This window comes from Martelella alba, from assembly GCF_005217455.1.
Classification (GTDB): Bacteria; Pseudomonadota; Gammaproteobacteria; order Enterobacterales; family Enterobacteriaceae; genus Acerihabitans.
On sequence record NZ_SZPQ01000027.1, the window covers coordinates 19,380 to 45,625 of the forward strand.

The 26,246-nt window shown below is 55.4% G+C and carries 21 protein-coding genes; 16 read left to right on the forward strand and 5 right to left on the reverse strand.

Translation table 11 applies throughout. The features are described 5' to 3' along the window. Positions 1-40 precede the first annotated feature (40 nt). Positions 41-1,075: a family 8 glycosyl hydrolase gene (locus FCN80_RS17340; protein WP_136991433.1), complete on the forward strand. Its 1,035-nt coding sequence runs from the start codon at positions 41-43 to the stop codon at positions 1,073-1,075. 262 nt (positions 1,076-1,337) lie between these two features. After that, complete coding sequence (locus tag FCN80_RS17345; RefSeq protein WP_136991434.1) at positions 1,338-1,928, forward strand: trypsin-like peptidase domain-containing protein; 591 nt, start codon at positions 1,338-1,340, stop codon at positions 1,926-1,928. A 70-nt stretch (positions 1,929-1,998) separates the two neighbouring features. Here FCN80_RS17345 and FCN80_RS17350 read toward each other — a convergent pair whose 3' ends face one another. Beyond that, the gene (locus FCN80_RS17350; protein WP_230492741.1) at positions 1,999-3,633 is read right to left on the reverse strand and encodes a putative bifunctional diguanylate cyclase/phosphodiesterase; all 1,635 of its coding nucleotides are present in this window, start codon (positions 3,631-3,633) and stop codon (positions 1,999-2,001) included. A 351-nt stretch (positions 3,634-3,984) separates the two neighbouring features. Between FCN80_RS17350 and FCN80_RS17355 the strand changes: the two genes are divergently transcribed. Then, positions 3,985-5,163, forward strand: coding sequence for a multidrug effflux MFS transporter (locus FCN80_RS17355; protein WP_136991436.1), 1,179 nt, complete (start codon positions 3,985-3,987; stop codon positions 5,161-5,163). 162 nt (positions 5,164-5,325) lie between these two features. Here the strand turns inward: FCN80_RS17355 and FCN80_RS17360 are convergent, their stop codons facing one another. After that, complete coding sequence (locus FCN80_RS17360; protein WP_136991437.1) at positions 5,326-6,216, reverse strand: LysR family transcriptional regulator; 891 nt, start codon at positions 6,214-6,216, stop codon at positions 5,326-5,328. Between the two features lie 161 nt (positions 6,217-6,377). Here FCN80_RS17360 and FCN80_RS17365 point away from each other — a divergent pair, with 161 nt between their 5' ends. After that, a complete protein-coding gene (locus FCN80_RS17365; protein WP_230492742.1) occupies positions 6,378-7,118 on the forward strand; it encodes an SDR family oxidoreductase in 741 nt (246 codons plus the stop codon). A 29-nt stretch (positions 7,119-7,147) separates the two neighbouring features. Here FCN80_RS17365 and FCN80_RS17370 read toward each other — a convergent pair whose 3' ends face one another. Further along, the gene (locus tag FCN80_RS17370; protein ID WP_136991438.1) at positions 7,148-11,221 is read right to left on the reverse strand and encodes a hypothetical protein; all 4,074 of its coding nucleotides are present in this window, start codon (positions 11,219-11,221) and stop codon (positions 7,148-7,150) included. 532 nt (positions 11,222-11,753) lie between these two features. Here FCN80_RS17370 and FCN80_RS17375 point away from each other — a divergent pair. From FCN80_RS17375 to alkB, 6 genes are all read left to right on the forward strand, one after another. Further along, positions 11,754-12,374, forward strand: coding sequence for an RNA polymerase sigma factor (locus tag FCN80_RS17375; RefSeq protein ID WP_136991439.1), 621 nt, complete (start codon positions 11,754-11,756; stop codon positions 12,372-12,374). Positions 12,375-12,391: 17 nt separating this feature from the next. Continuing rightward, positions 12,392-12,832, forward strand: coding sequence for a hypothetical protein (locus FCN80_RS17380; RefSeq protein ID WP_136991440.1), 441 nt, complete (start codon positions 12,392-12,394; stop codon positions 12,830-12,832). Continuing rightward, positions 12,829-13,344 carry a periplasmic heavy metal sensor gene (locus tag FCN80_RS17385; protein WP_136991441.1) on the forward strand — a complete coding sequence of 172 codons (516 nt, stop codon included), beginning with the start codon at positions 12,829-12,831 and terminating at the stop codon, positions 13,342-13,344. The genes FCN80_RS17380 and FCN80_RS17385 overlap by 4 nt, the downstream gene beginning before the upstream one ends. A 149-nt stretch (positions 13,345-13,493) precedes the next feature. Further along, positions 13,494-14,990 carry a DUF1800 domain-containing protein gene (locus tag FCN80_RS17390; RefSeq protein WP_136991442.1) on the forward strand — a complete coding sequence of 499 codons (1,497 nt, stop codon included), beginning with the start codon at positions 13,494-13,496 and terminating at the stop codon, positions 14,988-14,990. 3 nt (positions 14,991-14,993) lie between these two features. Next, positions 14,994-16,154 (forward strand): DUF1501 domain-containing protein, encoded by a 1,161-nt coding sequence (locus FCN80_RS17395; RefSeq protein ID WP_136991443.1) that lies wholly within the window; start codon positions 14,994-14,996, stop codon positions 16,152-16,154. Positions 16,155-16,269: 115 nt separating this feature from the next. Then, positions 16,270-16,920 (forward strand): DNA oxidative demethylase AlkB, encoded by a 651-nt coding sequence (alkB, locus tag FCN80_RS17400; protein WP_136991444.1) that lies wholly within the window; start codon positions 16,270-16,272, stop codon positions 16,918-16,920. Between the two features lie 87 nt (positions 16,921-17,007). Here the strand turns inward: alkB and uxuA are convergent, their stop codons facing one another. Then, entirely contained in the window at positions 17,008-18,084 is a 1,077-nt protein-coding gene (gene uxuA, locus FCN80_RS17405) for a mannonate dehydratase (RefSeq protein ID WP_136991445.1), read from the reverse strand. Between the two features lie 699 nt (positions 18,085-18,783). On the opposite strand from uxuA, the gene uxaC reads away from it, so the two are divergent. The 5 genes from uxaC to FCN80_RS17430 all read left to right on the forward strand — a co-directional run bounded on the left by uxaC (position 18,784) and on the right by FCN80_RS17430 (position 23,737). After that, on the forward strand, positions 18,784-20,187 hold the full coding sequence (uxaC, locus tag FCN80_RS17410; RefSeq protein WP_136991446.1) for a glucuronate isomerase: 1,404 nt from the start codon (positions 18,784-18,786) through the stop codon (positions 20,185-20,187). Between the two features lie 135 nt (positions 20,188-20,322). Next, complete coding sequence (locus FCN80_RS17415; RefSeq protein WP_136991447.1) at positions 20,323-20,841, forward strand: GNAT family N-acetyltransferase; 519 nt, start codon at positions 20,323-20,325, stop codon at positions 20,839-20,841. Between the two features lie 355 nt (positions 20,842-21,196). Then, entirely contained in the window at positions 21,197-21,790 is a 594-nt protein-coding gene (locus FCN80_RS17420) for a DedA family protein (RefSeq protein WP_136991448.1), read from the forward strand. A gap of 4 nt (positions 21,791-21,794) precedes the next feature. Beyond that, positions 21,795-23,009, forward strand: coding sequence for a glycosyltransferase (locus FCN80_RS17425; RefSeq protein WP_136991449.1), 1,215 nt, complete (start codon positions 21,795-21,797; stop codon positions 23,007-23,009). Next, positions 23,009-23,737, forward strand: coding sequence for a glycosyltransferase family 2 protein (locus FCN80_RS17430; RefSeq protein ID WP_136991450.1), 729 nt, complete (start codon positions 23,009-23,011; stop codon positions 23,735-23,737). Before FCN80_RS17425 ends, FCN80_RS17430 begins: the two co-directional genes overlap by 1 nt. A gap of 322 nt (positions 23,738-24,059) precedes the next feature. Here FCN80_RS17430 and licT read toward each other — a convergent pair whose 3' ends face one another. Beyond that, positions 24,060-25,073, reverse strand: a complete 1,014-nt coding sequence (licT, locus tag FCN80_RS17435; RefSeq protein ID WP_136991451.1) for a BglG family transcription antiterminator LicT — start codon at positions 25,071-25,073, stop codon at positions 24,060-24,062. 285 nt (positions 25,074-25,358) lie between these two features. Between licT and FCN80_RS17440 the strand changes: the two genes are divergently transcribed. Then, on the forward strand, positions 25,359-26,243 hold the full coding sequence (locus FCN80_RS17440; protein WP_136991452.1) for an SDR family oxidoreductase: 885 nt from the start codon (positions 25,359-25,361) through the stop codon (positions 26,241-26,243). Positions 26,244-26,246 lie beyond the last annotated feature (3 nt).

Below are 26,246 nucleotides of genomic sequence, written 5' to 3' on the forward strand. Positions count from 1 at the left end.
CTACCGGCCGCACGGGCGCGGCCGGCGCAGGGGAGACATCATGCGTATGCGGTTATTACGATCTTTTTATCCGGTGGTGGCGATACTGGCAGTCATCATTGCCGTCGCCCGTCCTTTGGCGGCCAGTGCCGGTTCTCCGGGCTGGCAGCAATATAAAATGGCGTTTATCAGCGGCGATGGCCGTGTGGTGGACACGGGCAACAACGGCATTTCCCACTCGGAAGGACAGGGTTTCGGAATGCTGCTGGCGGTACTCAATGACGATAGGCCCACCTTCATTTCGTTGTGGCAATGGACTTACTCTCACCTTTATCGGCCGGACAAAGGGTTGTTCATCTGGCGCTATGTGCCCGACCAGCCCAAAGGCGAGCGGGATATGAACACGGCCTCCGACGGCGATACGCTGATAGCCTGGTCATTGCTGCTTGCCGGCCAGCAGTGGCGGGAAGCGGCGTACACCGAGGCGTCGGCGTCCATCCAACAGGCATTGGCGGAACAAACGGTCAGGCAAGTCGGCGCCTACACGGTGATGTTGCCTGGTCTGGAGGGTTTTGCGCATACCGATCAGGTGGTTATTAATCCTTCCTATTTTATTTTCCCCGCCTGGCAGGCTTTCTATCGGTTCAGTCATGATCCCGTCTGGCAACTGCTGGATAAAGATGGCAGGACATTACTGGGCAAAATGCGTTTCGGCCAGTGGCAGTTGCCCACGGACTGGGTGCAACTGGATGACAAAGGCGTCCTGGCACCGGCCGCCGGCTGGCCGGCCCGCTTCGGTTTCGACGCGGTGCGTATCCCCCTCTACCTACGCTGGGCCGGCTATGACGGGTTGTTGCAACCGTACCGGCACTATTGGTCCGCCATAGGCCAGGGCGCCGCGCCGGCCTGGATTGATGTATCCGACAACCAACTGGCGGATTATCCGGTTTCTCCGGGCATGGAGGCGATAAAGGAATTAACTCTGGGTAACGGCGACAATAAGAATAATGCCATGACATTGCAGAAAAGTGAGGACTACTATTCCGCGTCACTGCATTTATTGGCCGCTTATGCCGGGAATCACGCCATCCGATAAGTTCGCTACGTGACATAGCGCGGCATCGTGGCGGCTCCCGTCCACATGCCGCCGCCTGGCGATCAGAATAATCCATACTCTACATAATTCAAGTACACTTATCGCTGTCGGCTTAAATAGCCTCTGGACTTTCAAAAGGTGAAAGTTATTATCGAATCTCTCTATTTTTGCAACGGTATATATAGGGTGGGTGTGCTTTTTATTTCTTTATCCGCATGCGATTTTTAATTTAAAATCTACTCAAAGCGGAATTTATTCACTGATGAAATGGGCAATATACTTATTATGGCCAGCGGCTCTCTTTTCCCTTGTCGCCTGTAATGCGGTTGGCGTTACCCATGTTGATGAAACGGCTTACGATAAAGCGGATATTCATTTTATCGGCGTACCCGTTTTGGCCGGGGCAGTAGGTTCCAGTTTCCCCATCAGCAAAAAATACAGCCTGACCGCCGCTCATGTGGCGAGAATCATGCTGGTGAAAGTCAAAGCCTACCATCCCCTTTGCGATGTCGCGGTTATTTATAGCGATAATCAGCATCGCGTGCTGCCCAAACTGGAAACGGCGGTGAAGGGGGAACAACTGAGTATGTATGGATACAATGCCTATACCGCGATGCCCACTTCATCGTACGGCACCCTACAGGCCTTTGGCTGGTGGGACAAACCGACAACCAGTTGCCTGGTCGCCCTTAGCAACGCCGGCGGCATCCAGGGCATGAGCGGCGGCCCCGTTTACGGCGCGGACGGCGCCGTTATCGGGGTATTCACCGCCACCCATCCCGCCCGGCACCAGTCCATATTCATTCCCTATCAGCAAATTGCCCATTGGGTGGCGCAGCAAATCAAAAGCTAAGCAAGCCGGCTTGCCGTTTTACCGCGCGAAAGGGCGACGAATGCCTTTTCGCGCGGGTGGGCCGGCGCCGTCAGACGGTACGGCTTTTCAACCAGCCGGTCAGCGCGACGGGGTTCAGCGCCCGGGAATAGTAAAATCCCTGAGCGATGTCGCAATTGAGCTCGCGAAGCTGGGCGAATTGCTGTTCCGTTTCCACCCCTTCGGCAATAACGGTCTGTTTCAAACTCTGGCCGATACGCACCACTGTCGTGGCGATGGCTTTCATCTTGCTGCCTTCGGTGAAATCGCGCATAAAACTCTGGTCGATTTTCAGTTCGGTCATCGGTAATTGCGCCAGTCGAGACAGGCAGGAAAAACCGGTGCCGAAATCATCCATCGACAGGCCGACGCCGAGCGCCCGCACGGCGCAAATCACCGCCAGAGTCTCCGGTCGCTTATCCATCATAACGCCTTCGGTAATTTCTATGGTGAGGGTTTCGGCGGGCAGGCGATAGCGGTTGAGCAGCCCGGCGATATAGTCCGGCAGGCCGCTGTTATAGAAATTGATGGGAGAAAGATTGACGGAGATGACCGGCACCGCGATGTTGTCCTCCCGCCATCGGGCCATTTGCCGGCAGGCTTCCTGCAAAGTCCAGCGGCCGATAGCCTCAATTTCCCCGGTTTCTTCGGCCAGAGCGATAAACACCCCCGGCGAAATTTCGCCAAGGGTCGGTTCGTACCAGCGGGCCAGCGCCTCGACGCCGTAAAGTTCACCGGTATCCAAACGGACCTGAGGCTGATAATGTAAATGCAACTGGCTATCGGGAATGGCGCGTTTAAGCGCCGCCGCCAGTTTCAGCCTTTCCTGATCAACCTGGTTCATTTCCGGTCCGAAAAACAGGTAGCCGCCGGAGGTGACTTTTTTTATCAGATGGGTCGCGTGATTGGCGTGCTTAAACAGCAGATCACGCTCGCCGCCGTGTTCCGGATAAAGGCTGATGCCGATGCTGGCGGTGACGCTCAGCGTCAATTCGTTCATATGGAAAGGTTGATGGAACAGCGCCTGGATACGCTGGGCTATCATTACCGCCTTCGACCGGTCGCAGCCCGTCGCCACAACCACGAAACCGTCGCTGTCGGCATGGAAAACGCGCGCGCGCCGGGAAAATTCCAAACACAAGCGCTGGGCAATCTTCGCCAATACGTGATCACCCGCGGCATAGCCCAGCGCATCGTTGACATCCTTGAAATGATCGAGATCGAGCGAGAACAGCGCGAACTTGTCTGTTTTTTCATTGATGATGATATCGTCAATGAAAGAATACATCGCCGCGCGTTTCGGCAGGCCGGTCAGATTGTCATAATGCGCCGAGCTGTCCGTTTTACCCTGATCGATATGCAATATGATCATTTTCCGGCGTCCATTGCCTGTTGCCGGCAGCGCAATCAGGGATGCGGCATAGACCTTGGTCTGCGATGCGGCGGTGATCACCTCCATCAACCAGCCGCCATCGGGAGAGCTTGAACGGCTCGCTTCCTCATCATTGAAAAGCGGTATCTCCTCGGGTTTGCGCCGCAAGACCGTGGAGGCCGGATAACCCCACAGACGTTCGGCGGCGGAATTGAAGAAAGCAATATTCCCGGCACCGTCCGTTATGATTACCGCATCATGAATTCCCGCCAGCGCGGTTTGTAATTCTTGATGACTTATATCTGAATTTTCCAATGGCATGGTCTCATTCTTATCTTGAGAAAGGGGAAGTTGATTATTTATAAAATGACATTCTCGCCAGTGAATTAATTCACGTCAAGCCTAAGGCTTATTAATAGATCGGGTAAATGAAACTGTCTCTAATAATAAATAACGCAAAAGAGAAATCGTCTCTGGATAATGTATATCCGTCTTGGCGGCAAACGCGCAGTCTGATAAAAGCAGTGAACGGGGTTGTGCGCCCCGAGGATGTTCTCGGCGTCTGCGGCCGGGCCATAGACCTAAAAACCTTGACAGTCCGCCGCCGTTCGTCGAAAAATGGCGGCGGCCGGTTTACTATCCAAGACTTGGACTGATTCAAAAAGCATGCAGAGAATTTCACTCAGAACGGCCGTTATCCTCGGCGCGCTAACCGCGTTGGGACCGGTGTGTACCGATCTTTACCTGCCGGCGCTGCCGGCCATACAACAAGAACTTGGCAGCGGCACCGCCCTGGTTCAGATGACCTTGACCGCGTCCCTGATAGGATTGGGCGTCGGTCAGCTGATTTTCGGTCCCCTCAGCGATCGGCTGGGCAGAAAAGGGCCGCTGATGCTCTCGTTGGCCATCTTTATTCTCTCCTCCATCGCCTGCGCCAGGATAGACAATGTTCCGTTGCTGATCATCATGCGCTTCGTGCAGGGTCTGGCCGGCGCGGGGGGATCGGTACTGTCGCGCGCCGTGGCCCGAGATAAATACCATGGCAACACGCTGGTGGCGTTCTTCGCCCTGTTAATGGCCATTAATGGCGTCGCGCCGGTGATCTCGCCGGTGATAGGCAGCTATATCGCCTCCATATGGGGATGGCGGGACATTTTTACCATCATGGCGGTACTGGGTATCCTATTGCTGGCGAGTTCGGTTTGCTGGATAGCCGAAACCCTGCCCAAACGCGCCAAGGGCGTGTCCCTTATCAAACAGAGCGCCCGGCTCCTGGCTAATCGGGCCTTCGCGATGAACTGTCTGGTGCAGAGTTTTCTTACCGCCGGGCTGTTCGCCTATATCGGTGCGTCCTCCTTTGTCTTACAAAATGAATACCACCTGACATTGCTGCAATTCAGCTATGTATTCGGCTGCAATGGCGTGGGTTTACTGCTCTCGTCGCTGTTTTTTTCCCGTCTTTCGGTCCGGTTTTCCCTCGGCCGGATCTACAACATCGGTTTGGTGGCGGACCTTGTCCTTGCCGGGTTGCTTTTGCTGGGCGTAATGAACGGTTTGCCGTTGACGGGAGTGTTGATATTGCTGTTTTTAACCGTGTCGATGATAAGCGGCATCGGCACCCTGGCCGCGTCGCTGGCGATGGACAGCGTAAGACCGGAACAATCAGGCACCGCTTCCGCTTTTCTGGGGTTCGCCATGTTTCTGCTGGGCGGGATCGCCGCGCCGGCGACCGCCATTGGCGGCGTATCAATGCTAAAAATGTCGGTGGCCATCGTGCTGTGCTTTTTGATTGCGCTGCTGCTGCGGTGGTCACATCTGCGGTCTCACGCCGTCCCCCGGCCCTGACACGTAAAGCGTCCTATACCACACCGAAGCGGTGATGGCCAGGCGTTCGCGCCCTGCCGTTGGTCCTTTTTGCTAAAGCGTTTATTGACTCCGGCCGCAAGGTGGACCAGGCGCCGGGTGGGGGATTCCCGTCTATCCCGAGGGTGGCGATAGCTTGGCCCGTCACGTTTTTTCTGCAAATTGCCGCGCCAGCCATTGGGTAAACACCCGCACGCGCCCGGAGAGGTGCCGGCTTTGCGGATAGAGAATTGAGACCGGCATGAAGGGCGGTGGATTTTGGGGTAAAAGGATGCGCAGCAGATCGGTTTTCAGCGCGTGGGCGATGCGATAGCGCGGAACCTGTATCAAACCCAGTCCCGCCAAGGCCGCGCCGGTATAGAGGTCGGCGCCGGTGACACTGATTTTTGTCTCCAGCCGGAACGTCGTCAATTTCCTGCCGACGTTGAATTCCAGTCCGAGGGCCTGACCACTGGGGCTGGCGATATAATTCACCGCAAAATGTCCGCGAAGATCCTCTGGGGTCTCCGGCACACCGTATTTCCGCAGATAGGCCGGACTGGCCACCGTCACCTGCTCCATCAAGGCTATCTGCCGGCCCGTCAGGGTGGAATCTTGTAGCACGCCCGCGCGCAATACACAGTCGATCCCTTCCCGTACCAGGTCTACCATCCGGTCATCCTCGGCAATCTGCAATGAGATATCGGGGTATGACTGCAAAAATTGCCCAAGCGCGGGCATCACAAAATGTTTTGCCAACGTTCCTTGCACGTTCACCCGCACCAGCCCATGGGGGGGACCGCCCCGAAAGGCGTTTTCCGTATCTTCCAGTTCAGTCAACAGGCGCACGCAACGGTGGTAAAACGCTTCTCCCTCATGAGTCATGCGCACCTGCCGGGTTGTACGCTCCAGTAATCTGACGTTAAGTCGCTGTTCGAGCCGTCTGATGAGATTCGTCACGGTCGTTCGGGGTATACCGAGATCAGCGGCGGCCTGAGAGAAACTGTGCCGTTCAGCGACTCGGACAAAAACCTGCATCTCTTTAAAGCGATCCATTGATTTTCCCCCATAAAAACCGGTCACACCGAATAAAAAAGCCCTTTGACGGGGGACGATTATAAAAGTAAATGGAATAGTCATGGCAACTTTCGAGTGATTATCTTTATAGCAGAACGGTCCATACTCTGTCTTACGCTATCCAACAAGAGGATTGAAAAATGATGTCAGACAATTTCCCTGTCGCGCTGATAACCGGCGCATCGCGGGGTATTGGCGCCGCTATCGCCCGACGTCTCGCCAGCGAGGGTTTCGCCGTGGCCATCAATTACGCTTCCGGCGCCGCCGAGGCGAACGACCTGGCTGATGAACTCAACCGGAAAGGCTTGCGTGCCGGCGCGTTTCAAGCCGACGTCGCCAATGCCACACAGGTCAGCGAAATGTTTTCCGCGGTTGAGCAGACGTTCGGCAAAATTGATGTGCTGGTCAACAATGCCGGTATCCTCAAAACACTGCCCCTCGCACAGATGAGCGACGAACTCTATGCCCGGCACTTCGCCATCAACACGCAGGGCGTATTCAACACCTTGCGTGAGGCAGCCAGCCGGCTAAATGACGGAGGGCGGATCATCAACCTGTCAAGTACCGCGCTGGCGTTGAATTTACCGGGCTATGCCATTTACAACGGCACCAAGGCGGCGGTCGAAGCATTTACCCGTGTTTTCGCTAAAGAGCTTCGTGGCCGTCGAATCACCGTTAATGCGGTGGCGCCGGGTCCGGTGGCGACAGCGTTATTCCTTGATGGAAAAACCGACCAGCAAATCCAGGCATTTACCAAGATGCCGCCCCTCGAGCGTCTCGGACAACCGGATGATATCGCCGGCGTGGTGGCCTTTCTGGCGGGCAAGGATAGCGGATGGGTGAACGGGCAAGTGCTGCGCGCGAACGGCGGAGTGGCATAAAAAGCGCGCGGCCACACGCCTTCTCTTCGTCATGACTTGACGGAGGGGGCCGGGGGCGTGATGGCCGCGACCTCGCGAATCAGTAAACTGATAGTGTCCGGATTATTCAATATGATTAATGCCTTGAAGAAATCGTCGATTTGAAATATACCATGCAGATTGTGTCGCGTCATTAAGCTTTCCAATGTATAAATCTGATAGGTTGGATTGCTGGTGAAAAAGATCTGGCTCAGATAATAAAACTCCTTTTCCAATCCTCGGTTGGAATGAATGGATCGCGTGATAAAGTCAATAGATTCGTCCAACTCCATGATACTGCCACGTTTGTTGACTGGCAGATAGATCAGGTCATATCCGCTATTAACCGCGTGCGCCGCTTCATGACATAACGTGTCAGTGATCAAAGAAATAAAAAAATCTTTTCGGGTAAAATCCTGATAATTATTCATACTAAAGCCGTTTTGAAATAATTCTGTATTCAGAAATATTCTATCGAGCGGATCACCAATCATGGTAAAACCCAGCACCGATTGTCCTCTTTTTTCAATGAACTTCACTGGATCCTGCCAAATATGGCTTTCCATTCTAACAATAGACTGTTCGTTTGTCTGTTTCGATACAAGAAAAATATTTTCATGAGGGTTTTCGAAAAATAAAGAAACCCTTTTTAATTTTTCCAGAAAAATATCCAAAAAAAATGCCAGCGCATGATTATTAACCAAGGCAAGCTTTCTGGTGATAAATAACTCCACACGTAAACGGTTGTGTTTGAGGTTTTCAATCGACGCCTTGATATTATTCCTCGCGAGGTTGATGGAAACATCAATAATATCAATAAAATTCGAGTAGTCAGAATTTCCTTTAGCCTCCAATAAACTGGATAATTTATAGGTGAAAGGATTATTGTAAAAATTCCGCAATACCGTTTTCAACTCTTCATCCATTTGTTTAAAAGAAAAAACGATTTTTTTACTACAAAGACTCATGAACTCTTTTTTTAAAATTTCACCAAGATTCTTGTCATTTTCCGCCAGTCTTAATTTAAGGCTTGGTAGACTAAAATTGTAAATTCTGTTTTGCCTGGATCGCCGGCGCTCCATAATACGGGTGGCATGTTCATCGATATTGAATATTATGGAGTAGGCCTCTGTGCGTGTGGAAAGAATGACTTTTTTGTCATGAAAATCCTTAAGAATCGCCACCTCCGCGATGAGATGATTACTATTTAGCGTTCCATCGGGATTCCCTCCATACAGTAAAAAAAAACCAGGAATAGCCTGAACATCTTTATGAGATTGTTCGATGGCATGATAATAAAGATTATCTTTAGTTCGATAGATAATCTTTTTACTGTCTTTTTTATGCCTGTAAAAACCGTCTAAAGACACGAAAGGCTCGAAATCCCGCAGAGGATCAGTTATCTTTATACCGTGTTTTACATTAATGGAAAGCAATTGTGCGAGGTCCCGTGACACATAATGGGATTGACAAAAAGGGAAAACCTGCCGCTTGCTCCGGCAGAATTGTATTTTCGTTAACGACTCTCTTGGAATATCGTAAACGATGTCATCAAAAAAATAAAATGTATTGCTTTTACTGTTTTTATAGACATGGATGGTAGGTCTTCCCTTGCTGCCGCTCAGTGTATAGGTGTCATCGCCATGATCGGTAATACGGAAAAAACGATTGCGGTAAGGTAAATAATCATAATTATCCGAGGCATGAAGTGTGCCATGAATGAACCCCGCTCTTTGCACGTCGATATGTGTAAAGGCGTCATCCATTAATTTTTTGTTTTTTATCTGAAAAATAACCGAGTTGTCAATAAAGGCCTTTTCAGAATTGGATGAGCCATACGGTCCGGTGATGTCTTCGCGATAAATTTCGATAATGTCTTCAAAAAAAGTTTCTTTCTGATAGAACTGATTGTATTTTTTTTTAAGCGGCATGATATCATGTTCCCCTTGCAGATACCATTGGCCGCCGAAACCGTACTGGAGATGATAATAGTTATTGCTGATTTTTATATAGCTATGCAAGATATTATCGTATTGTAATTTCTGTGATAATGTCATGGGTGTCACATCGGTATGGCTAATTTGGTCACTGACCAAGCGCTGATTGGTCCGCGCATTACGATGGAAATTTATTTCCAATGCCTGGCTGACCAATGGCGATGTGTTTTCTTCAAAGACCCACTCCCCACCCCGAGTGACGATGGGAAGAAAGGGCGACGCATTCTCCGCACTTGTTTGAGTACGTCCCATATAACGATATATATCATGATTAACAACCACTTCCTTGATATGAATAAATCGCGCGTCCACCAGCGCGTAAATCTGTTCTCTGTTTCGCAATAAAATTGCATCGTTGTAATATTGAGGTGAGCTGTTCAACAGACATGATAAATCCCTGTCCCAAGAGAACACTTGCTCGGCCAGAAGAATATTTTTTTTATGCATGTGATTGAACAATGTGTTTTCGTGTATCCGCCATTTTTCTGCTTGCGCATCAAAAAACATTATCTGACGACTGTCCTTGATAAGGATATTATTGAATCGCCTATCGATTTCCCAATGACGTTTGGGTTTATCCGTTTCAATAATTAACTTATTTTTATTGTATTTAATGGGCTCAACCATCTTGGTGAGAGAATTCTTTTTTGACAGGTCCGCCAAGCTATTCTGATGTTTGGTTTCCAACGAGGAAATAAGATTTTTCGATAGAGAAACCATATCGAAAGTAATTGCTGAAATATGATCGTCGGAAAGCATATTTTCCTTCAGCGCATCGGATATGACATTGAGCGCCTTGGCGGTGATCCGCGCGATCAATCTGGCGTTATTGTAATAGGGAAACCAGGAAAGGAGAGAATCCAAGGCATTTTCGATTTTTTCAAGCAGTTCGTGGGATGCCTCAGGACATCCTATGCCTGACAGGTGATCTATTACGATTTTTCCCTCTTTGACGATGGCGGTAATAGGGTTTTCCATGGCGTAAGCCACTGCATTGAGAATGTTCGGCAACGTCATGTTTTCTCTTTCATCCCGACAGGACGTTTGAAATAATTTGACTTTCTCGACCTGATCCAGGATTTTTTCGGGCTTTTGGGGCGCGGGTAATACGTGACGTTTTTGCGGCATATTGATAAACAGGGAAATATTTCCGGTATTCGGTTGCGCATGGCCTCTCAACGCGCGGGTGACGGTCCGGGCGCCCTTGGCGTCAAATGCGCTGGCGTCACCCGGGGCGTTCGATCGACGGACGGGGGGGGTAACCGTAAAATACCGCTCGGTAAGAAGGGATGGGGTTAAAGTCGCCTCTTTGTTGTGGCTTTCATGCTTCTGGACGGAATAATCCCGTTTGAACGTCTTTATCGCGGCCTGGGCCTCGTCGCCTACAAGCCCGTTGGCGATATCCCATAGGCGATTGAGGGCGTAGCGACCGCTTGGCGCCAAATGCTGGCGTTGGATACGACCTTCTTTATCATCCAGATTGTCCCTCATGTGCGTAATGCAGCCAAACAATAATCTCAGATGATGTTGCTGCCGGGATGACGCGTTCCTAACATCCGGCGCGTTATCGGCAACGCGGAATATTTCATCAAGAAGATTACTTACGCGCCAATCCAACGCGGGGTCTTGAAGTACCGCCAGGATTGCCGAGGGGATGCCCCGGATTGAATCAGCGTCCCTGGACGATTTTTTTCGTCTCTTGACAACCGGCGAACCCGATTGTTCCGAATAAACCCGATTGCCTGTCTTGGCTGAGAACCGCAGTTTGACCGGAGTCAGGGTCGGGGCGGCGGACCAGTATGCCACGTCGTCAAGACCGCGGTGAACGGCGGGTTGTCCCGCTCTCCGCTGTCCGGCAGGCATATTTCCTCCTTGTCGGGCGCCGATAAACCAAGCGCCGCCCAATAACCCCAGTCCGCTTAGCGACAGCCCCACAAGCGCCACGCCGGTTGCCGACAGACGCGTTTTAACTGGGGGCGCGCTATGGGTAACGGCAGGGTCGGCCGAGTTTTTGTGGCCCATCAGCCGTTGTGACTCCCTCATCAGCGCGGCGCCTATTGCCAGGGCGTTGCAACAATCTTCATCCATCCGGGTGTCCGCGACGCGAGTGGTTAACCCGTTGTGTATACGCTGGAGCAGCTTGGTGAATAGGCCGTCATGGGCAGCGGTGAATTGGCGTCTATCGGGCGAGGTATTGTGATGGATCGGCAAAAAATATCTTTCCGGCATGCTTTCTACTCAGGTTTGAACGACATTCCGCGGGCGCCCCCCGGCCGGTGGGCTGGGGGAGGGCGGGGTAGTCGCCGCCGATATCGAGGACGGGTCGACAGCACATCCCGACCGCGTGGCGACATCGCCACGCCGCCGGCGGCCTCTGTCGCGGCGAGCCTTAGGGGTTAGGCTACATACTGCCAGTTTCGCCCGGAAAATCGATTGAGCGGATCAACAACAGTATTTACTCAGCGCCGCTTTATCGGGGTGTCCGTCGCGGCGACGGCTTCCCGCGCGCATCGCCGCGAAAAACGCCTCGGACGCGACGGATTTTGTCCCTTGGTCCGTTTAATATTTATCTTATCCTGCCTTATCCTGCGCGCGGCGGGCGAGTTGGGCTTCAATCACCATGGCGAAGGGAGCTGGGCGTGAGGAGAAAGGCGAGTGCAGCAGACAAGTTCGCTATCCGGGAGGGCAGGTTTTGAGCGAGAGGGATCCGGACGCCGAATTGATCGCGGCTGTCGGTCGCAACGAGCCGGACGCCATCCGGTTGCTCGTCGCGCGCAAGCTGCCGCTGTTGTTGTCGCTGGCCGGGCGAATGCTCAACGATCCCATGGCGGCCGAGGATGTCGCCCAGGAGGCTTTTATACGGGTCTGGCGGCAGGCGCCGCATTGGCGTGAGGGCGAGGCGCGGTTTGAAACGTGGCTTTATCGCATTGCCCTCAATCTGTGCTACGACCGCTTACGGGCGCGTCGTGAGCAATTGTTGGACGCCATTCCCGAAAATCCTGATAGCGTGTTGTCTCCCGACGCGCATTTGTCCGAACAGCATCGCCGCGCAGGTGTGCGCACGGCCCTGGCGGCATTACCGCTGCGCCAGCGCGAAGCGCTGGTCTTGAATTATTATCAAGAATTAACGAATAGCGAGGCGGCCGCGGTGATGGGCATTTCCGTCGAGGCCGTTGAAAGCTTACTGGCGCGGGCGCGCCGCTCTCTGCGCGCCATGCTGGATAACGAGAGCCTGTCATAGTAAGGATATAGTGAATAATGACACCTGAAAGATTCCGAAATCTGGTAGAGATCTATGGCGCGGACGCCCACCGTTGGCCGGAGCGGGAACGCGCGCAGGCGCTGACATGGGCCGCCGCCCATCCCGGCGGGGCTGAACGGATGTCGCGGGCGTCGGCGCGCCTTGATCGCTGGTTGGACGAGGATAGCGTGCCGGTGCCGTCCGCGGCGCTGATGCGGCGGATCGTCGCGTCGGCGCCCGGGGGGAAACCGGAGCGCCGGGCCGGGCAAGCCGGAATGACGCTCGCGGCATACTGGTGGGCCGGCGCGGCATTTGTCTGCGTTGGACTGGCCGGCGGGCTGGCGGGGGCCTTTTTGACGGCGACGCTGCTGTCGTCCACCGCGCCGTCGTTCGATAACGCCGCCATCTATATGATGACGTCGTTTAGCGCGCCGCCTGCTGAAGGAGGCGCCGAATGAGGCTCCGCCACTGGCAAATTCTGCTGCTGGGCTCGCTGATGTGCAATGCCTTTCTCTTGGGCGGCGCGGCGGGGGCCGCCTGGCAATGGTTGGCGACCCATGGACATATTTCTCGCGCCGCGCCGCCATCTCAGACGCACGCCTTGCGTTTCGCCGCGCGCGGCCTTTCCTTGCAACGCCAGCAGGAATTCATGGCCGTGCTGAAAGCCGCGCATCGCGATGCCGGCGATTCCGCCCGTCAGGGTAGGGAGGGGCGTCGGGACGTTCTCGATCTGCTGGCGGCGCCAAAGCTCAATCGTGTGGCGTTGGATGCCGCGCTGGAACACACCCGGGAAGCCGACATGACCTTACGGACCCGAATCGAACAAGGCGTGGCGGATTTCGCGGCCAGTTTGACGCCGGATGAACGCGCCCGGTTCGCGGCGGCATTGCGGCGGGATGGGGAATGGCGGCAGGCAGACGGCGCCCCGGCGACGCAACGACTGGACAAGCCACACGCCCGGCCTCAATAAAAAATCGGTTATTCGCATTATGGCGTCGCTTGCGCGTCACGGCACCGGAGCGGGCGGTCTCATAGGGGGCGCTATTTTTTCCATTCATGCGACGGGTTTTCCGTCGGGCGACGTTCAATAAGTCATCGCCGTTAATCAGGAATTCGACTATGCCCGTTGCCTCAGTCTCGCCACCCCTCAGCCCTCCTGGCGTGTTCCACCCATTGAGCGCCGCCGCCATCGCCTTTAACCGCTTCGGGCTTGGCGCGCGTCCGGACGATACCCCGCCAGATAACGCCAGGGCCTGGTTATCCCATCAGTTCGCCGATTACCAGTCGCGGCCAGCCGCATGGGCGACACAACCCGGTTCTCTCGCCATTGCCGCGTGCCTTGCCCAAGAGCGCCGGGCGGCAACGATGACGCCGGGATCCGCTTCAGGGTCGCCGGGGTCGGGGGCCCGCGCGGTTAACGGCAAACAAGATAAAGCGGCTCGTCAGGCGGCGATGAAGGCGGTAAACGCCACCGCCCGCGATCTGTACCAGCAAGCGGTGGATGCCCGCGTGGCCAGCGCATTGACCACGTCCGCGCCGTTTATCGAGCGGTTGGTCCATTTTTGGTCGAACCATTTCGCGGTATCGGTGGATCGGGGCGAAGTGATGCCTTATGCGGGGGCCTTCGAGGCGGAAGCCATCCGACCGCACGTACTTGGCCGCTTTGAGGATATGCTGACGGCGGTCGAGCAGCATCCCGCCATGCAACTGTTTCTGGACCAGAGCCATTCGGTCGGGCCGGACAGTCCCGCCGCCCTTCGCGCCGAGCAGCGCAAGCCACAGCGCCATCCCGGATTAAACGAAAACCTGGCCAGGGAAATCATGGAATTACATACCCTGGGCGCGCGTAGCGGCTACAGCCAGGCCGATGTGACGGAATTCGCCCGCGCGATGACCGGCTGGAGCATTGGCGCGGGTCGGCCGAAAAATGACGGGCCGGCCGGCGGTTTTGTTTTCCGGCCGTTATGGCACGAGCCCGGCGCGCGGGAAATCATGGGGCACCGCTACGGCCAACCGGGTATGGAACAGGCACGCGCGGTACTGCATACCCTGGCGATATCGCCGGCGACCGCGCGACATATCGCGGGTAAGCTGGCGCGCCATTTTATCGCCGATAATCCGTCGCCCACCGTAACCGAGGAGCTTGCGCGGGCGTTTATGCAAAGCCGCGGCGATCTGCCGACACTCTACCATGCTTTGATTGCCGCCAAGGACGCATGGTCGCCCTCGGCGGTGAAATTCAAATCCCCCTGGGACTGGGCGATATCAGCGCTACGCGCGCTCGGCATCGTCGACGTGACGCCGGCAAACGGCAGGCTGCCGCAGATGGCGCCGTTGCTGGCGAAACTCGGCCAGCCGGTTTGGCGACCCGGCTCCCCGGCCGGCTATGAGGACAGCTCGGCCAATTGGGCCGCTCCCGATGCGCTGGTGCGACGGGTGGAATTGGCGCAGCGCCTGGCGTCGCACATCGGCGATCGTCTCGATCCGCGCCGGCTTGGCCCGCATTTGCTGGCCGGCTCGTTAAGCGCTGCAACCGCCCAGGCGGTCTCCCGCGCCGAAAGCGTTTCGACAGGTCTGGCATTATTGTTGGTTTCGCCCGATTTTCAACGGAGGTAACCGATGCTCAATCGTCGCCGTTTTATTCAGGTTATCGCCGCCGGTGGCGCGGCGTTGCTCGTCGCGCCGCGCATCGTGTTCGCCCGCGCCGCCACCGATCGCCGCTTTATCTTTGTTATTCAGCGCGGCGCGGCCGACGGGCTCAATACGGTGGTGCCCTACGCTGATCCCGGTTACGCGGCGATGCGCGGTCCCCTGGCGGTGGATATTTCCGCCGGCGCCAAGCTCGATAGCCTGTTTGCGCTGCATCCGTCCCTTGAACGCATCGGGATGATGTACCGCCGGCAAGAGGCGCTGTTTGTCCACGCCGTGGCATCGCCCTATCGCGATCGTTCCCATTTTGATGGGCAAAACGTACTGGAAACAGGCGGCGGCGCACCCTACCAGGTGAAGGATGGCTGGCTAAACCGTCTGGCGGGCATGCTGCCCAGCGCTGATCCGGCTGAACGGGAACGGGCCATCGCGTTCGCCGCGACGATACCGATGGCCTTGCGCGGCCGGACGGATGTGACCTCTTATGCGCCGTCCGGTTTGCCCCAGGCCCCCGATGATTTGCTGGCGCGCGTTACCGCGCTTTATGCCCGGGATCCTCAGTTGCATACCTTGTGGGAGGCCGCCATGGACGCGCGCGGGCTGGCGGGCGATGTGCGGGCGCGGCAAGACCCGGCCAGCATTGGCAACATGGCCGCCCGTTTCCTGAAATCCGCCGACGGACCGCGCATCGCCATGATCGAGACCGGCGGATGGGATACGCATAGCGCGCAAATGCCCCGGATGGCGGCGCAACTCAAGGCGCTGGACGGCATGATTGCCGCTTTGCGCGAGGGTTTGGGCGATATATGGGGTAAAACCACGGTCCTGGTCGCCACCGAGTTCGGCCGCATGGTGGCGGCCAATGGCACGGACGGCACCGATCATGGCACGGCATCGGCGGCGATGATTTTGGGCGGCGCCGTGGCGGGCGGGCGTGTTATCGCCGACTGGCCGGGGTTGCGGCGGCAAGATCTCTATCAGGATCGCGATTTGCGGCCGACGACGGCGCTGGACGGACTTATCGCCGGGGTGGTCAGTGATTGCCTGCAACTGGACCCGGAATTGACGGCGCGCACGCTCTTTGCGCGGGCGAAGGGCGTGCGGCCGGCAAAGGGGTTGATCCGGACATAAAAGCCGGGAGCGAAAATGCCTAACGAACGCCGGCGGAAAAACCCTGGCGCCGTGCGGTTGGACAAGAAGAGAAGGTTGATTATAATATAACTGTATATATATACAGGATTAGATTATGACACTCGATCTTTTTGAAGATGCGCTCCCCCCGCCCTGGCGCGAACAGATCGCACCGGGTGCGGTCGTGCTGCATGGCTTTGTCCGCGAACAGGGTCCACAACTGCTCGCGGCAGTGCAAAGCGTGATTGTACGGGTGCCATGGCGGCACATGATTACGCCGGGAGGCTATACCATGTCGGTGGCCATGAGCTGGTGCGGCAACGGCTGGTCCCGCCGTGATCGAGGCTACCGTTATCCGGAACGCGATTCCCATCGCAACCGGCCCTGGCCGCCCATTCCCGGGATTTTGCTAGCGTTGGCCGATGAAGCGGCGCGACAGGCCGGATTTGGCGCCTTTGCGCCGGATTCCTGTCTGATGAACCGTTATGATCCCGGCAGCAAGCTGTCACTGCATCAGGATAAAGAAGAGCATGATCTGGACGCGCCCATCGTGTCGGTCTCGCTCGGCCTGCCGGCGGTGTTTCAGTTCGGCGGTTTACGGCGCGGCGATCACGCGCGGCGTATTCCGCTGGCGCACGGCGATGTGGTGGTGTGGGGCGGCCCGTCGCGGCTTTGCTTTCACGGGATCATGCCGGTCAAGGAAGGTTATCATTCACTGGTGGGACCGCATCGTATCAACATTACACTGCGCAAAGCGTCCCGATAAAGGCGCGCCGCGGACCGCTGTCCCCGGCGGAAAACCGGGGGCGGCGCGGCCGAAGCCTGTTTGATTGGCTGTCGGCCAAGGAGGTCGCTAGGCGGCGGTGGCTGCGCTATGCACCGCTTCCCACAACCCCATCAGGTAGGTGGCGCCCAAAGCCCGGTCATACAGGCCGTAGCCCGGCCGGCCGGTTTCCCCCCAGATAAACCGGCCGTGATCGGGACGGATATAGCCGTCAAAGCCGTTATCATGCAGGGCCTTGATGATTTTCACCATGTCCAGCGAACCGTAGCGGGATACATGCGCCGATTCGTAGAAATCCTTATCCTTGATAAGCTTGATATTGCGGACGTGAGCGAAATGAATACGTTTACGCCGCGAAAATTCCGCCAGGATGTCATAAACGTCATTGGCGGGATCCTCGGCGATGGAGCCGGTGCACAGCGTGATGCCGTTGGCTTCGGAGTCGACGGCGTTGCACAGCCAATCCAGATCGTTCCGGTTTTTAATGATACGCGGCAAACCGAAGATGGAATAGGGCGGATCATCGGGATGGATGGCCATTTTAACGCCCACTTCCTCGCAAACGGGAATCACGGCTTTCAAAAAGTAGACGAGATTCTCACGTAGCCTGGCATCATCGACATCGTGATATTTCGCGAACAATTCCTGCACCTGGGCAAGACGCTCCGGCTCCCAACCCGGCAGGGCGAAACCGTTGGAATTATCCAACACTTCCTTGACCACTTGCGCCAGGCTTTTGTCGATGCCTTTCTTTTCAAAGGCCATGGTAATGGAGCCGTCGGGCAAAACGTAATTCATATCGGTTTTCATCCAATCGAAAACCGGCATGAAATTATAGCAAATCACTTTGACGCCGAACTCGGCCAGATGGCGTAGGGTTTGTTGATAATTAGCGATATAGGTATCGCGGCTGGGCAAACCGATTTTGATGTCGTCATGGATATTGACGCTTTCGATCACTTCCATGGTGAGGCCGGCTTGATGCGCCTGGCTGATCAGCGCCTTGATTTTATCCTTTGGCCACACTTCGCCCACAGGAACGTCATATAGCGCGCCCACAACACCTTCCACGCCGGGCACCTGACGGATGTTTTCCAGTGTGACCTTATCTTCTGCCGGGCCGAACCAGCGCATTGTCATTTGCATAATAATTCATTGACCTCATAATAATACGGCGTTTAACGGTAATCCCACGAGTACTGACCGCAGGTAATGCAATCGCACTATCATACCGCTTTAACACGACGGAAATCCCCCGTCATTAAACAGGCTAAAATAGTGTCAAAACACCAATGATTGATAACGCTTCCATGGTGATACTTTGGATTTTTTCACATCACTAAGTGTATCATTAACCCTACTACCATACAAGTCTGGCGAAAAATTTTAGTGATCCAAATCACATTTAATGACGCAACTTCGCAAAAATAATCAAAATTTATAGGGTCGCTCGTCAAGATGTTAACCGGATGCCAGACCGTTCGAGCGGCTCGCCACTTAGAAAGCATACCATTGCTTTTAAAAATTAATAAAATGATATGTAATCGTTTACATGTGATTTGGTTCACAAATTCATTATATTTTGCCTTGTATGCGACGGCAATTCGCACGATGATTTCGCCTATTGAAGAACCATTAAGCGCTAAATTACCCAAGTCGCATCCCGTGAGTCAGAAGGAGACATGGTCGTCGGAAACGGTTAAAAACCGCTAATGCCGGTTTGGGACGGAAGACGAAATGACTCATTTATGACCAGAGGGATAGGCAGGGGGGTATTTAGGGTGAGCGGACGCCGTCAACGAGGCTATATGGCGTGTGGCGGGTATATTATGCATCGGGGGAATAATGGACGTTATCGGGAAGAATTTCATGTTGCGCGGCAATAAGTCCCAGGATTTATATCATCGGCTTGCCGCCAAATTACCCATCATTGATTATCACTGTCATCTGGATCCGCGCATTATCGCGGAAAATACGCCGTTTGAAGATATGACGGCGCTGTGGCTGGCGGGCGATCATTACAAATGGCGGGCGATGCGGGCCAATGGCGTCGCTGAGCGTCTGATAACCGGCGATGCGCCGGCGGAAGAAAAATTCAAAGCCTGGGCCGAAACGGTGGAGGCGTGTCTTGGCAATCCGCTTTATCACTGGACGCACCTGGAGTTGAAATTCTATTTCAACATCACCGAGCCGCTCAATGGTCGGAATTGGCGCGAAATCTGGAATGCCTGCAACGCGGCTTTGCAAACGCCGGCTTTTTTACCGCGCGAATTGATTCGTCGCGCCAATGTGACCGCTCTTTGCACGACCGATTCACCCACCGATTCGCTGGAATATCACCAGCAAATCCGCGCGGACGAGGATTTCGCCGTCAAAGTTCTCCCCACCTTCCGGCCCGATGACGCCCTGGAAGCCAACGGCGAGGCGTTTGTCCGCCACGTCAGGCGGCTTGCGGAATTGACCGGCGGCGCCATCGCCACGTTCGAGGATTATCTGGGCGCGCTGGACAAGCGCATTGCCTATTTCCACGCGCAGGGCGGGCGGCTGTCTGATCATGGATTGACGCGCCTGTGCTATTTACCGGCGACCGATGCGCAGCGACAGGCGTTATTCGCCAGAAAATTAGCCGGGGAAACGCTAACCGGCGACGATGCCGTCCGCTTTACCTCCGCCGTGCTGGTTGGACTGGGAGAAAGCTATGCCCGGCGCGGCTGGGCGATGCAAATCCATTTCGGCGCCATCCGTAATACCCAAAGCCGGCTCTATCAGGCACTGGGGGCGAATATCGGCGTGGATTCCATCTATGACCAAAGCGATGTGGCGCCGCAGCTCAATGGACTGCTGGATGCGATGCAGCGCGGCGGGGGATTGCCAAAAACCATTGTTTATAACCTTGATCCGTCCCTAAACGATGTCATCGCCTCGACCATGGCCAACTTCCAAAGCGCCGGCGGGGTTAAATCACCCATGCAATTCGGCGCCGGATGGTGGTTTAACGATACCCGGCGCGGGATGTTGCGGCAGCTCACCGCCTTGGCCGATCACGGCCTGTTGATGAATTTCGTCGGTATGCTGACCGATTCCCGCAGCTTCACCTCTTACACCCGCCATGATTATTTCCGGCGAATCCTCTGCAATCTTGTCGGGGAATGGGTGGAAAATGAAGAAATACCCGATGATGACGCGTTGCTTGACAGACTGATCGCCGGGGTCTGCTATGACAACGCGCGGGAGTATTTTCAATTTTAATCCCCCCGTGTCAGTGTGAGCTAAGCCGAACGGATAACGGCAAACTCTCATTGCGGGGGATTGCAATCTGCTCTTTAGGCCGGATAGTCTACCTTGTACGAAGAACGCCCGGTTTTTTCAAGACAAGGAGAGAACATGCAGTCTGAAATAGCGACCCCGACCGACGCGGTGGCCATCGCCGCGCTCATCAACGCGGCCTATCGCGGCGGCGACCATGGCCATGGATGGACACATGAGGCCGGGCTGATTGCCGGCGACCGCACCACGCCGAGCGCCGTGGCGTCGCTTATCGACGATGTCGCCGCCACGGTGCTGCTGCGGCGCGACGATGCGTTTCGTCCTATCGGCTGTATTACCGTGACGATGAACGCTCCCACCCGTTGTACGCTCTCGATGCTGGCGGTCGATCCGGATTGTCAGTCGGCCAGGATGGGGCGGATGCTGCTGGAGGATGCCCAACGACTGGCCGCCGGCATGGGCGCCACCGTGGCGAAAATCACCGTGCTTGAGCAGCGGGAGCCCCTGCTTGCCTGGTATGGCCGGCGGGGGTTTCAGCAAACTGGCGACTACGAGGCATTTCCCTACGGGATCAATCAATGGATAGCGCCGCTGCGCGACGATCTGCGGTTCATCGTGCTGGAAAAAGACTTGTAAAAAAAATCGCCAATGATTGGGAAATATCCTAAGATCGCGTAGACAAGGCTTATGGTTGAAATCATCAGCGCAATTTGATTGACGAAACCAGCGAATCAGACCGAAAATCCGGGATAAAGCGCCATGTTATTTCGCCACACGGGGGCAGGGAAGGATGCCGCCCCGCGAGCGCCAGACGAATTCGCGCCGGCTGACATATTTTTGACATCCGCGCGGTGCAAAAAGGACAGGGCGACGGATCAATTGGATAATGCCATGTGCCGATGGTTTCGCCAGCAGTTAACCCTGGCGGCAAGCGCGGTCATCATCACGCGGCTGAAGGTAAACTGCGAACGGCCGGAATGTCGGGGGAATTATGCCTGAATGGACTGCACCGGGGTGGCTGATGCCCGCCATTTCCAACTATGGCTATGCCGCGCTCTTTTTGGCCGCGTTGGTTGAAGGGCCAATCGCGACCGTATTGGGCGCGATGCTGGCGTCCCAGGGACTGTTGCATGTCGGCGGCGTTTACACGGTGGCCGTGGCCGGCGACCTGACCGGGGATATTATCCTCTATGGACTGGGAATGAGCGGCCGTGTCACGGTATCGCCCTTGAACCGCCGTTTCAAACGGATGGGCGGTCGACAATTCGGGGCGCTGATGACGCGCTTTCGCCGCTATCCGGGACGGGTGCTGGTGACCGCGAAGCTAACGCATGCGGCGGGCTTCGTGGTGCTGTTCGGCGCAGGCGTGGCCAGAATACCGTTGCGGTTGTTCATCGGGTTTAATTTGCTGGCGACCTTGCCGAAATCCGGCGTGCTGGTGTTGGTGGGATACTTCGCCGGTGCCGCTTGGCATCGGGTTAATGCCTGGTTGTGGGTATTTTCCTGTTCGCTGTTGCTGGCGCTGGGCGTCGCGCTGGTGATCTGCTTGCGAAAAGTGACCGGATCGGTGCTGTCGGGGAGGTGAACAGGTGCGTATCGCCGTATTTACCGATAGCTTCTTCCCCGAACTGGGCGGCATCCAGGATTCGGTCTTGTGCAGTTGCCGCGAATTGGGCAAGCGGGGCCATGAGATATTGCTTTTCGCGCCGCGCGCCACCGCTCATGATTATAGGGTCGCCGGCCTGCCCGAACGGGAAGTGGATGCGGGGCGCGCCGTCGAAATCCGCCGGCTGCTTTCCCTGCCGGTCCCCAGCTCCACCGGCCAATCCCGTCTGTTAGTGCCCACCGGACGCCGCTGGCGGCAGTTGCGCGCCTTCGCGCCGGATGTCATTCATGCCCATACCTTTCTCGGCGCAGGCCTGGAGGCGCTGCATGCGTCGCGTCGCCTGGCCGTGCCTCTTGTCGGTACCAACCATTGGGCCATCGGCGAGTTTTACGGCTACACGCCATTTTCGGCGGCCTTTTTTCGCAAAATCAGCGTTCGGGCCGTCACCGCCTTTTATAATCGCTGCGCCATGGTCACCGGCCCCTCACACTCCGTTATCGACGAAATGTGCGCCTTCGGCCTGCGACGTCCCCATAGCGTGGTATCCAATCCGGTGGATACGCTACGGTTCTGTCCCCTGTCCGAGTCCGATCGCGCCCTGTTAAAGCGAAAAAAGGGTTTCAGCCCATCCACTATTGTTTATGCCGGCCGGTTAGCGGACGAGAAAAAAATCGATGTCCTGATCCGCGCCTTGCCGCGCGTTATCGACCAGGTGCCCGACGCCATGCTGGCGCTGGCCGGACACGGCTCCGCACATCGCCGTCTGGAACAGTTGGCGAGGCAGCTGGGGGTTAGCGAACGGGTCAGGTTCCTCGGCACGCTGGACAAGGCCGCGCTGGCCGATGTGTTTCATGCGGCGGATATCTTCGCCAACGCCAGCACATCTGAAACACAAAGTATGGTATTGATGCAGGCCATGAGCGCGGGGTTGCCCGCGGTCGGCGCTCGCTGGCGCGCCTTGCCGGAATACATCGACGGGCAATCGGGGTTGTTGGCCGAACCGGGAGATGATGCGGATTTCGCCCGCAAGCTGACGCAATTGCTGTGCAACCCGACATTGCGCAAGCAGATGGGCGAGCATGCCGCCAGCAAAACCCAGCTTTTTTCAATTGCCACCGTGACCAGCCGCTGGGAAGAGCTGTACGACCAAATCCGTCTGGCCGTACCGGAGGAAGTGTCACGCATTTCAGGAGCGTAATGGTGAAACTCAGCTTGATCATCCCGGCCTATAATGAGGAATCCTACCTCGCCGAGTGCCTTCGGCATGCCATTAAGGATTTATCGGCCCATGCCGCGCCCGGCGAATATGAAATTATCGTCGTCAATAACGCCAGTACCGATCAAACCCCGACGGTCGCCGCCGGTTTTGCCCAGGTACGACTGGTGTATGCGCCGGTCAAGGGCCTGACGCATGCCCGGCAGAAAGGACTGGAATCCGCCGCCGGGGATATCCTGGCCTTTATTGACGCCGATACCCGCATGCCCACCGGCTGGGTGGGCAAAGTGCTCGCGGCCTATGAAGAAAACGCCGAGCTGGTATGCGTCAGCGGCCCGTACCGCTACCACGACCTGCCCTGGCTAAAAAGGGCCATGGTAAAACTTTACTGGTGGGCCCTGGCCAAACCGACATATTGGTTTACCGGCTATATGGCGGTGGGGGGGAATTTCGCCGCGAGTAAACGGGCCTTGCTGCGCATCGGCGGGTTCGATACGTCCATTGCGTTTTACGGCGAGGATACCAATATCGCCCGTCGTCTGGCCGGCGAGGGAAAAGTGCGGTTCGATCTGGATATGGTGATGGAAACATCGGCGCGTCGCCTGAAAGAAGAAGGCTTTACTACCACGGCGGTGCGTTATGTTATTAATTTCCTGTCGGAGGTGTTACTGAAAAAACCCGCCACGTCGGAATACCGGGATATACGTTAGCGGACGGACTGATACGATGAGGGCTTTATACCCGCCAGAGGTCAAGTTGCCTTTGTGTTCGCTGCATAGGCCCGCCCCGGTCATAGAGCCGTCTATGCGCATGGGGGGCATAGCAGCGCCCCGTTGTTTCACCGGAAGCCCTCCATAGACGGTTTACATGCATTGCCGACGAATTTGCCGGGGCGCTGCGGCATAAAGCATTAAGGGTGTCGAGAGAGCCATGCTAGCGGAATGGCTAAATTCTCGGTTGCGTTCAACACAAAACAACTCCCATCATACCATGGGAATTGTTATTGTTGTGGAGCCGATGGATTCTTCACGCTTATTTAGTCAAAGAAAATGTCGTCGACGGGCTGGCTTTCCAACCATAACGGACCGCTTTAGCGTAAAGCGTCGCAGCATCCGATTTGGGGGTAAAACTTCCGGCATAAATTGTCCAGTTATTGTTATCATAACTATAGGCCACGGAAGCACCTTGTGTCCTATTGGCAATAAATATTTGGCCTGAAAGATCGTCTTTTTCGACAACGGGTGACAGGGTTGTTTTCTGTGAGCCGTCCGCAGCCAGGAGATCCTTTCGCATGACTGCCTCAGGAACCAAACTCATATCATTACCCTGATTGCGCCAGATATAAAGCTGGTCTCGATCGTGTAAAGACGTATCATCGCTATGCACGCCATTTTTGCCGAGCATTCGCTGTGCGAAGAATTTTAAATGCGTTATAAACCTATGATAACTAAGAGTATCTTCCTTTAACTCCAACTGTAGTTGATATTTGACGATATGAAGGATTTCATGCATCACCTTGGTGATACTCATTACCTCCGGTATCTCGCTATTGAGTTGGGCATTCACCAAATGCAGAGCAATAAATCCCGCCTCATCCTCAGGTAAGGTGACCTGTAATTGCTCCGCAATCATTTTGAGCGCTTCCATGCCGATGGCGTACTCACTGGGATAAAGCCATTTAATGTCCCAAAGCAGCGCATTATAGATATCCAGCCCTTGTTTATGCCGCTCAATGGCAAAATGGCAGTGGTCGGTCAATGCAATAAACAGTCCTTCATTAAGTTTACCGGGTAGGACTTTTTGTGCCAGAGTGATGATTTGTGATGAAAGCGTAACCACGTCCAACGGAATCTCCGCCAGCAACTCGCTCAATCGCTTGCTTAAGATCCCGTTTTGCAATGAAAATGTTTTTTCTATCGATATCGGATCCAGCGTGTCGCCGACACGTTTTTTAAAGGCGAGTCCGCGTCCCATCACCACGCTTTCCCGACCTTGTTCGTCGAATACGATCGCCACATTGTTATTTAATATCTTCGCGAGTTTCATGACGAACCCTACTTATATCGGCATATAAAAAAACCCGACTTCCGATATGATCAGAAATCAGGTTTTGCCTGCATGAGCAGTAACAATCCTTAAGTATTATGCATATTATCAATTTGCCTTGCCGTGACAAGGCAAAGACAAAAAAATTGTGATGATGATCTAATTAATAGAAGGCTTATGGCGTTTGCCGGGTAGCACTTATACCATGATAATCTCACTACTTTACCCCTATCCCGCGGGAACTTACTGTTACTCAGAACTGCAACGCATGAGGAGAGAGTAGCTATGCGAGTCTTTGTTACTGGCGCCAGCGGCTTTATTGGTATGGCGGTCGTAGAAGAATTGCTGTCGGCCGGCCATCAGGTGATCGGGTTGTGCCGTTCGGCTGAAAAAGCGCCGCAACTGGCCGCGGCGGGGGCCGAGGTTTGCCGGGGAACGGTTGAGGACGAGAGGGTGTTGAAAAGCGCGGTCGCCCGGGCAGACGGCGTGATTCATCTGGCTTTTAATCATGATTTTTCCCAATTCGTCGCCAATTGCGCCGCGGATCGCCAGGTTATCGGCATGCTTGGCGCCGCGTTGGCCGGCTCTGATCGGCCATTGATCATCACATCGGGTACCGCCATCGTCAACATGCCCCCGGGACAACTGGCGACGGAGGACGGCGAGGTCATGGGTTCCGCGCAGTCTCCCCGCGCGGCATCGGAGGAGGCCGCCGTCGCCGCGCAGACGGGCGGAGTGAATGTCTCGGTGATGCGGCTGCCGCAAGTGCATGACACGCAGCGTTGCGGTCTCATCACCTATGCCATTGAGATCGCCCGCGCGAAAGGCACATCCGCGTATATTGGCGATGGTTCGGCCCGCTGGCCCGCCGGCCATGTGCGGGACGTCGCCCGTCTTTACCGGCTGGCGCTTGAAAAAGCCCGGCCGGGCGCGAAATATCATGCGGTGGCGGAGACGGGTATCGCCATGCGCGATATTGCGGCGGTGATCGGCCGGCGTTTGCAATTACCGGTCGCTTCCATCACCAGGGAGCAGGCCGAAGCGCATTTCGGCTGGTTATCGGGTTTCGCGCTTCGCGACATGCCGGCATCGGGGGCGCAAACGCAGCAGCGGCTCGGCTGGATGCCCACCGGCCCGGGACTGCTTGCCGACCTCGAACAATTAGCCTAGTTT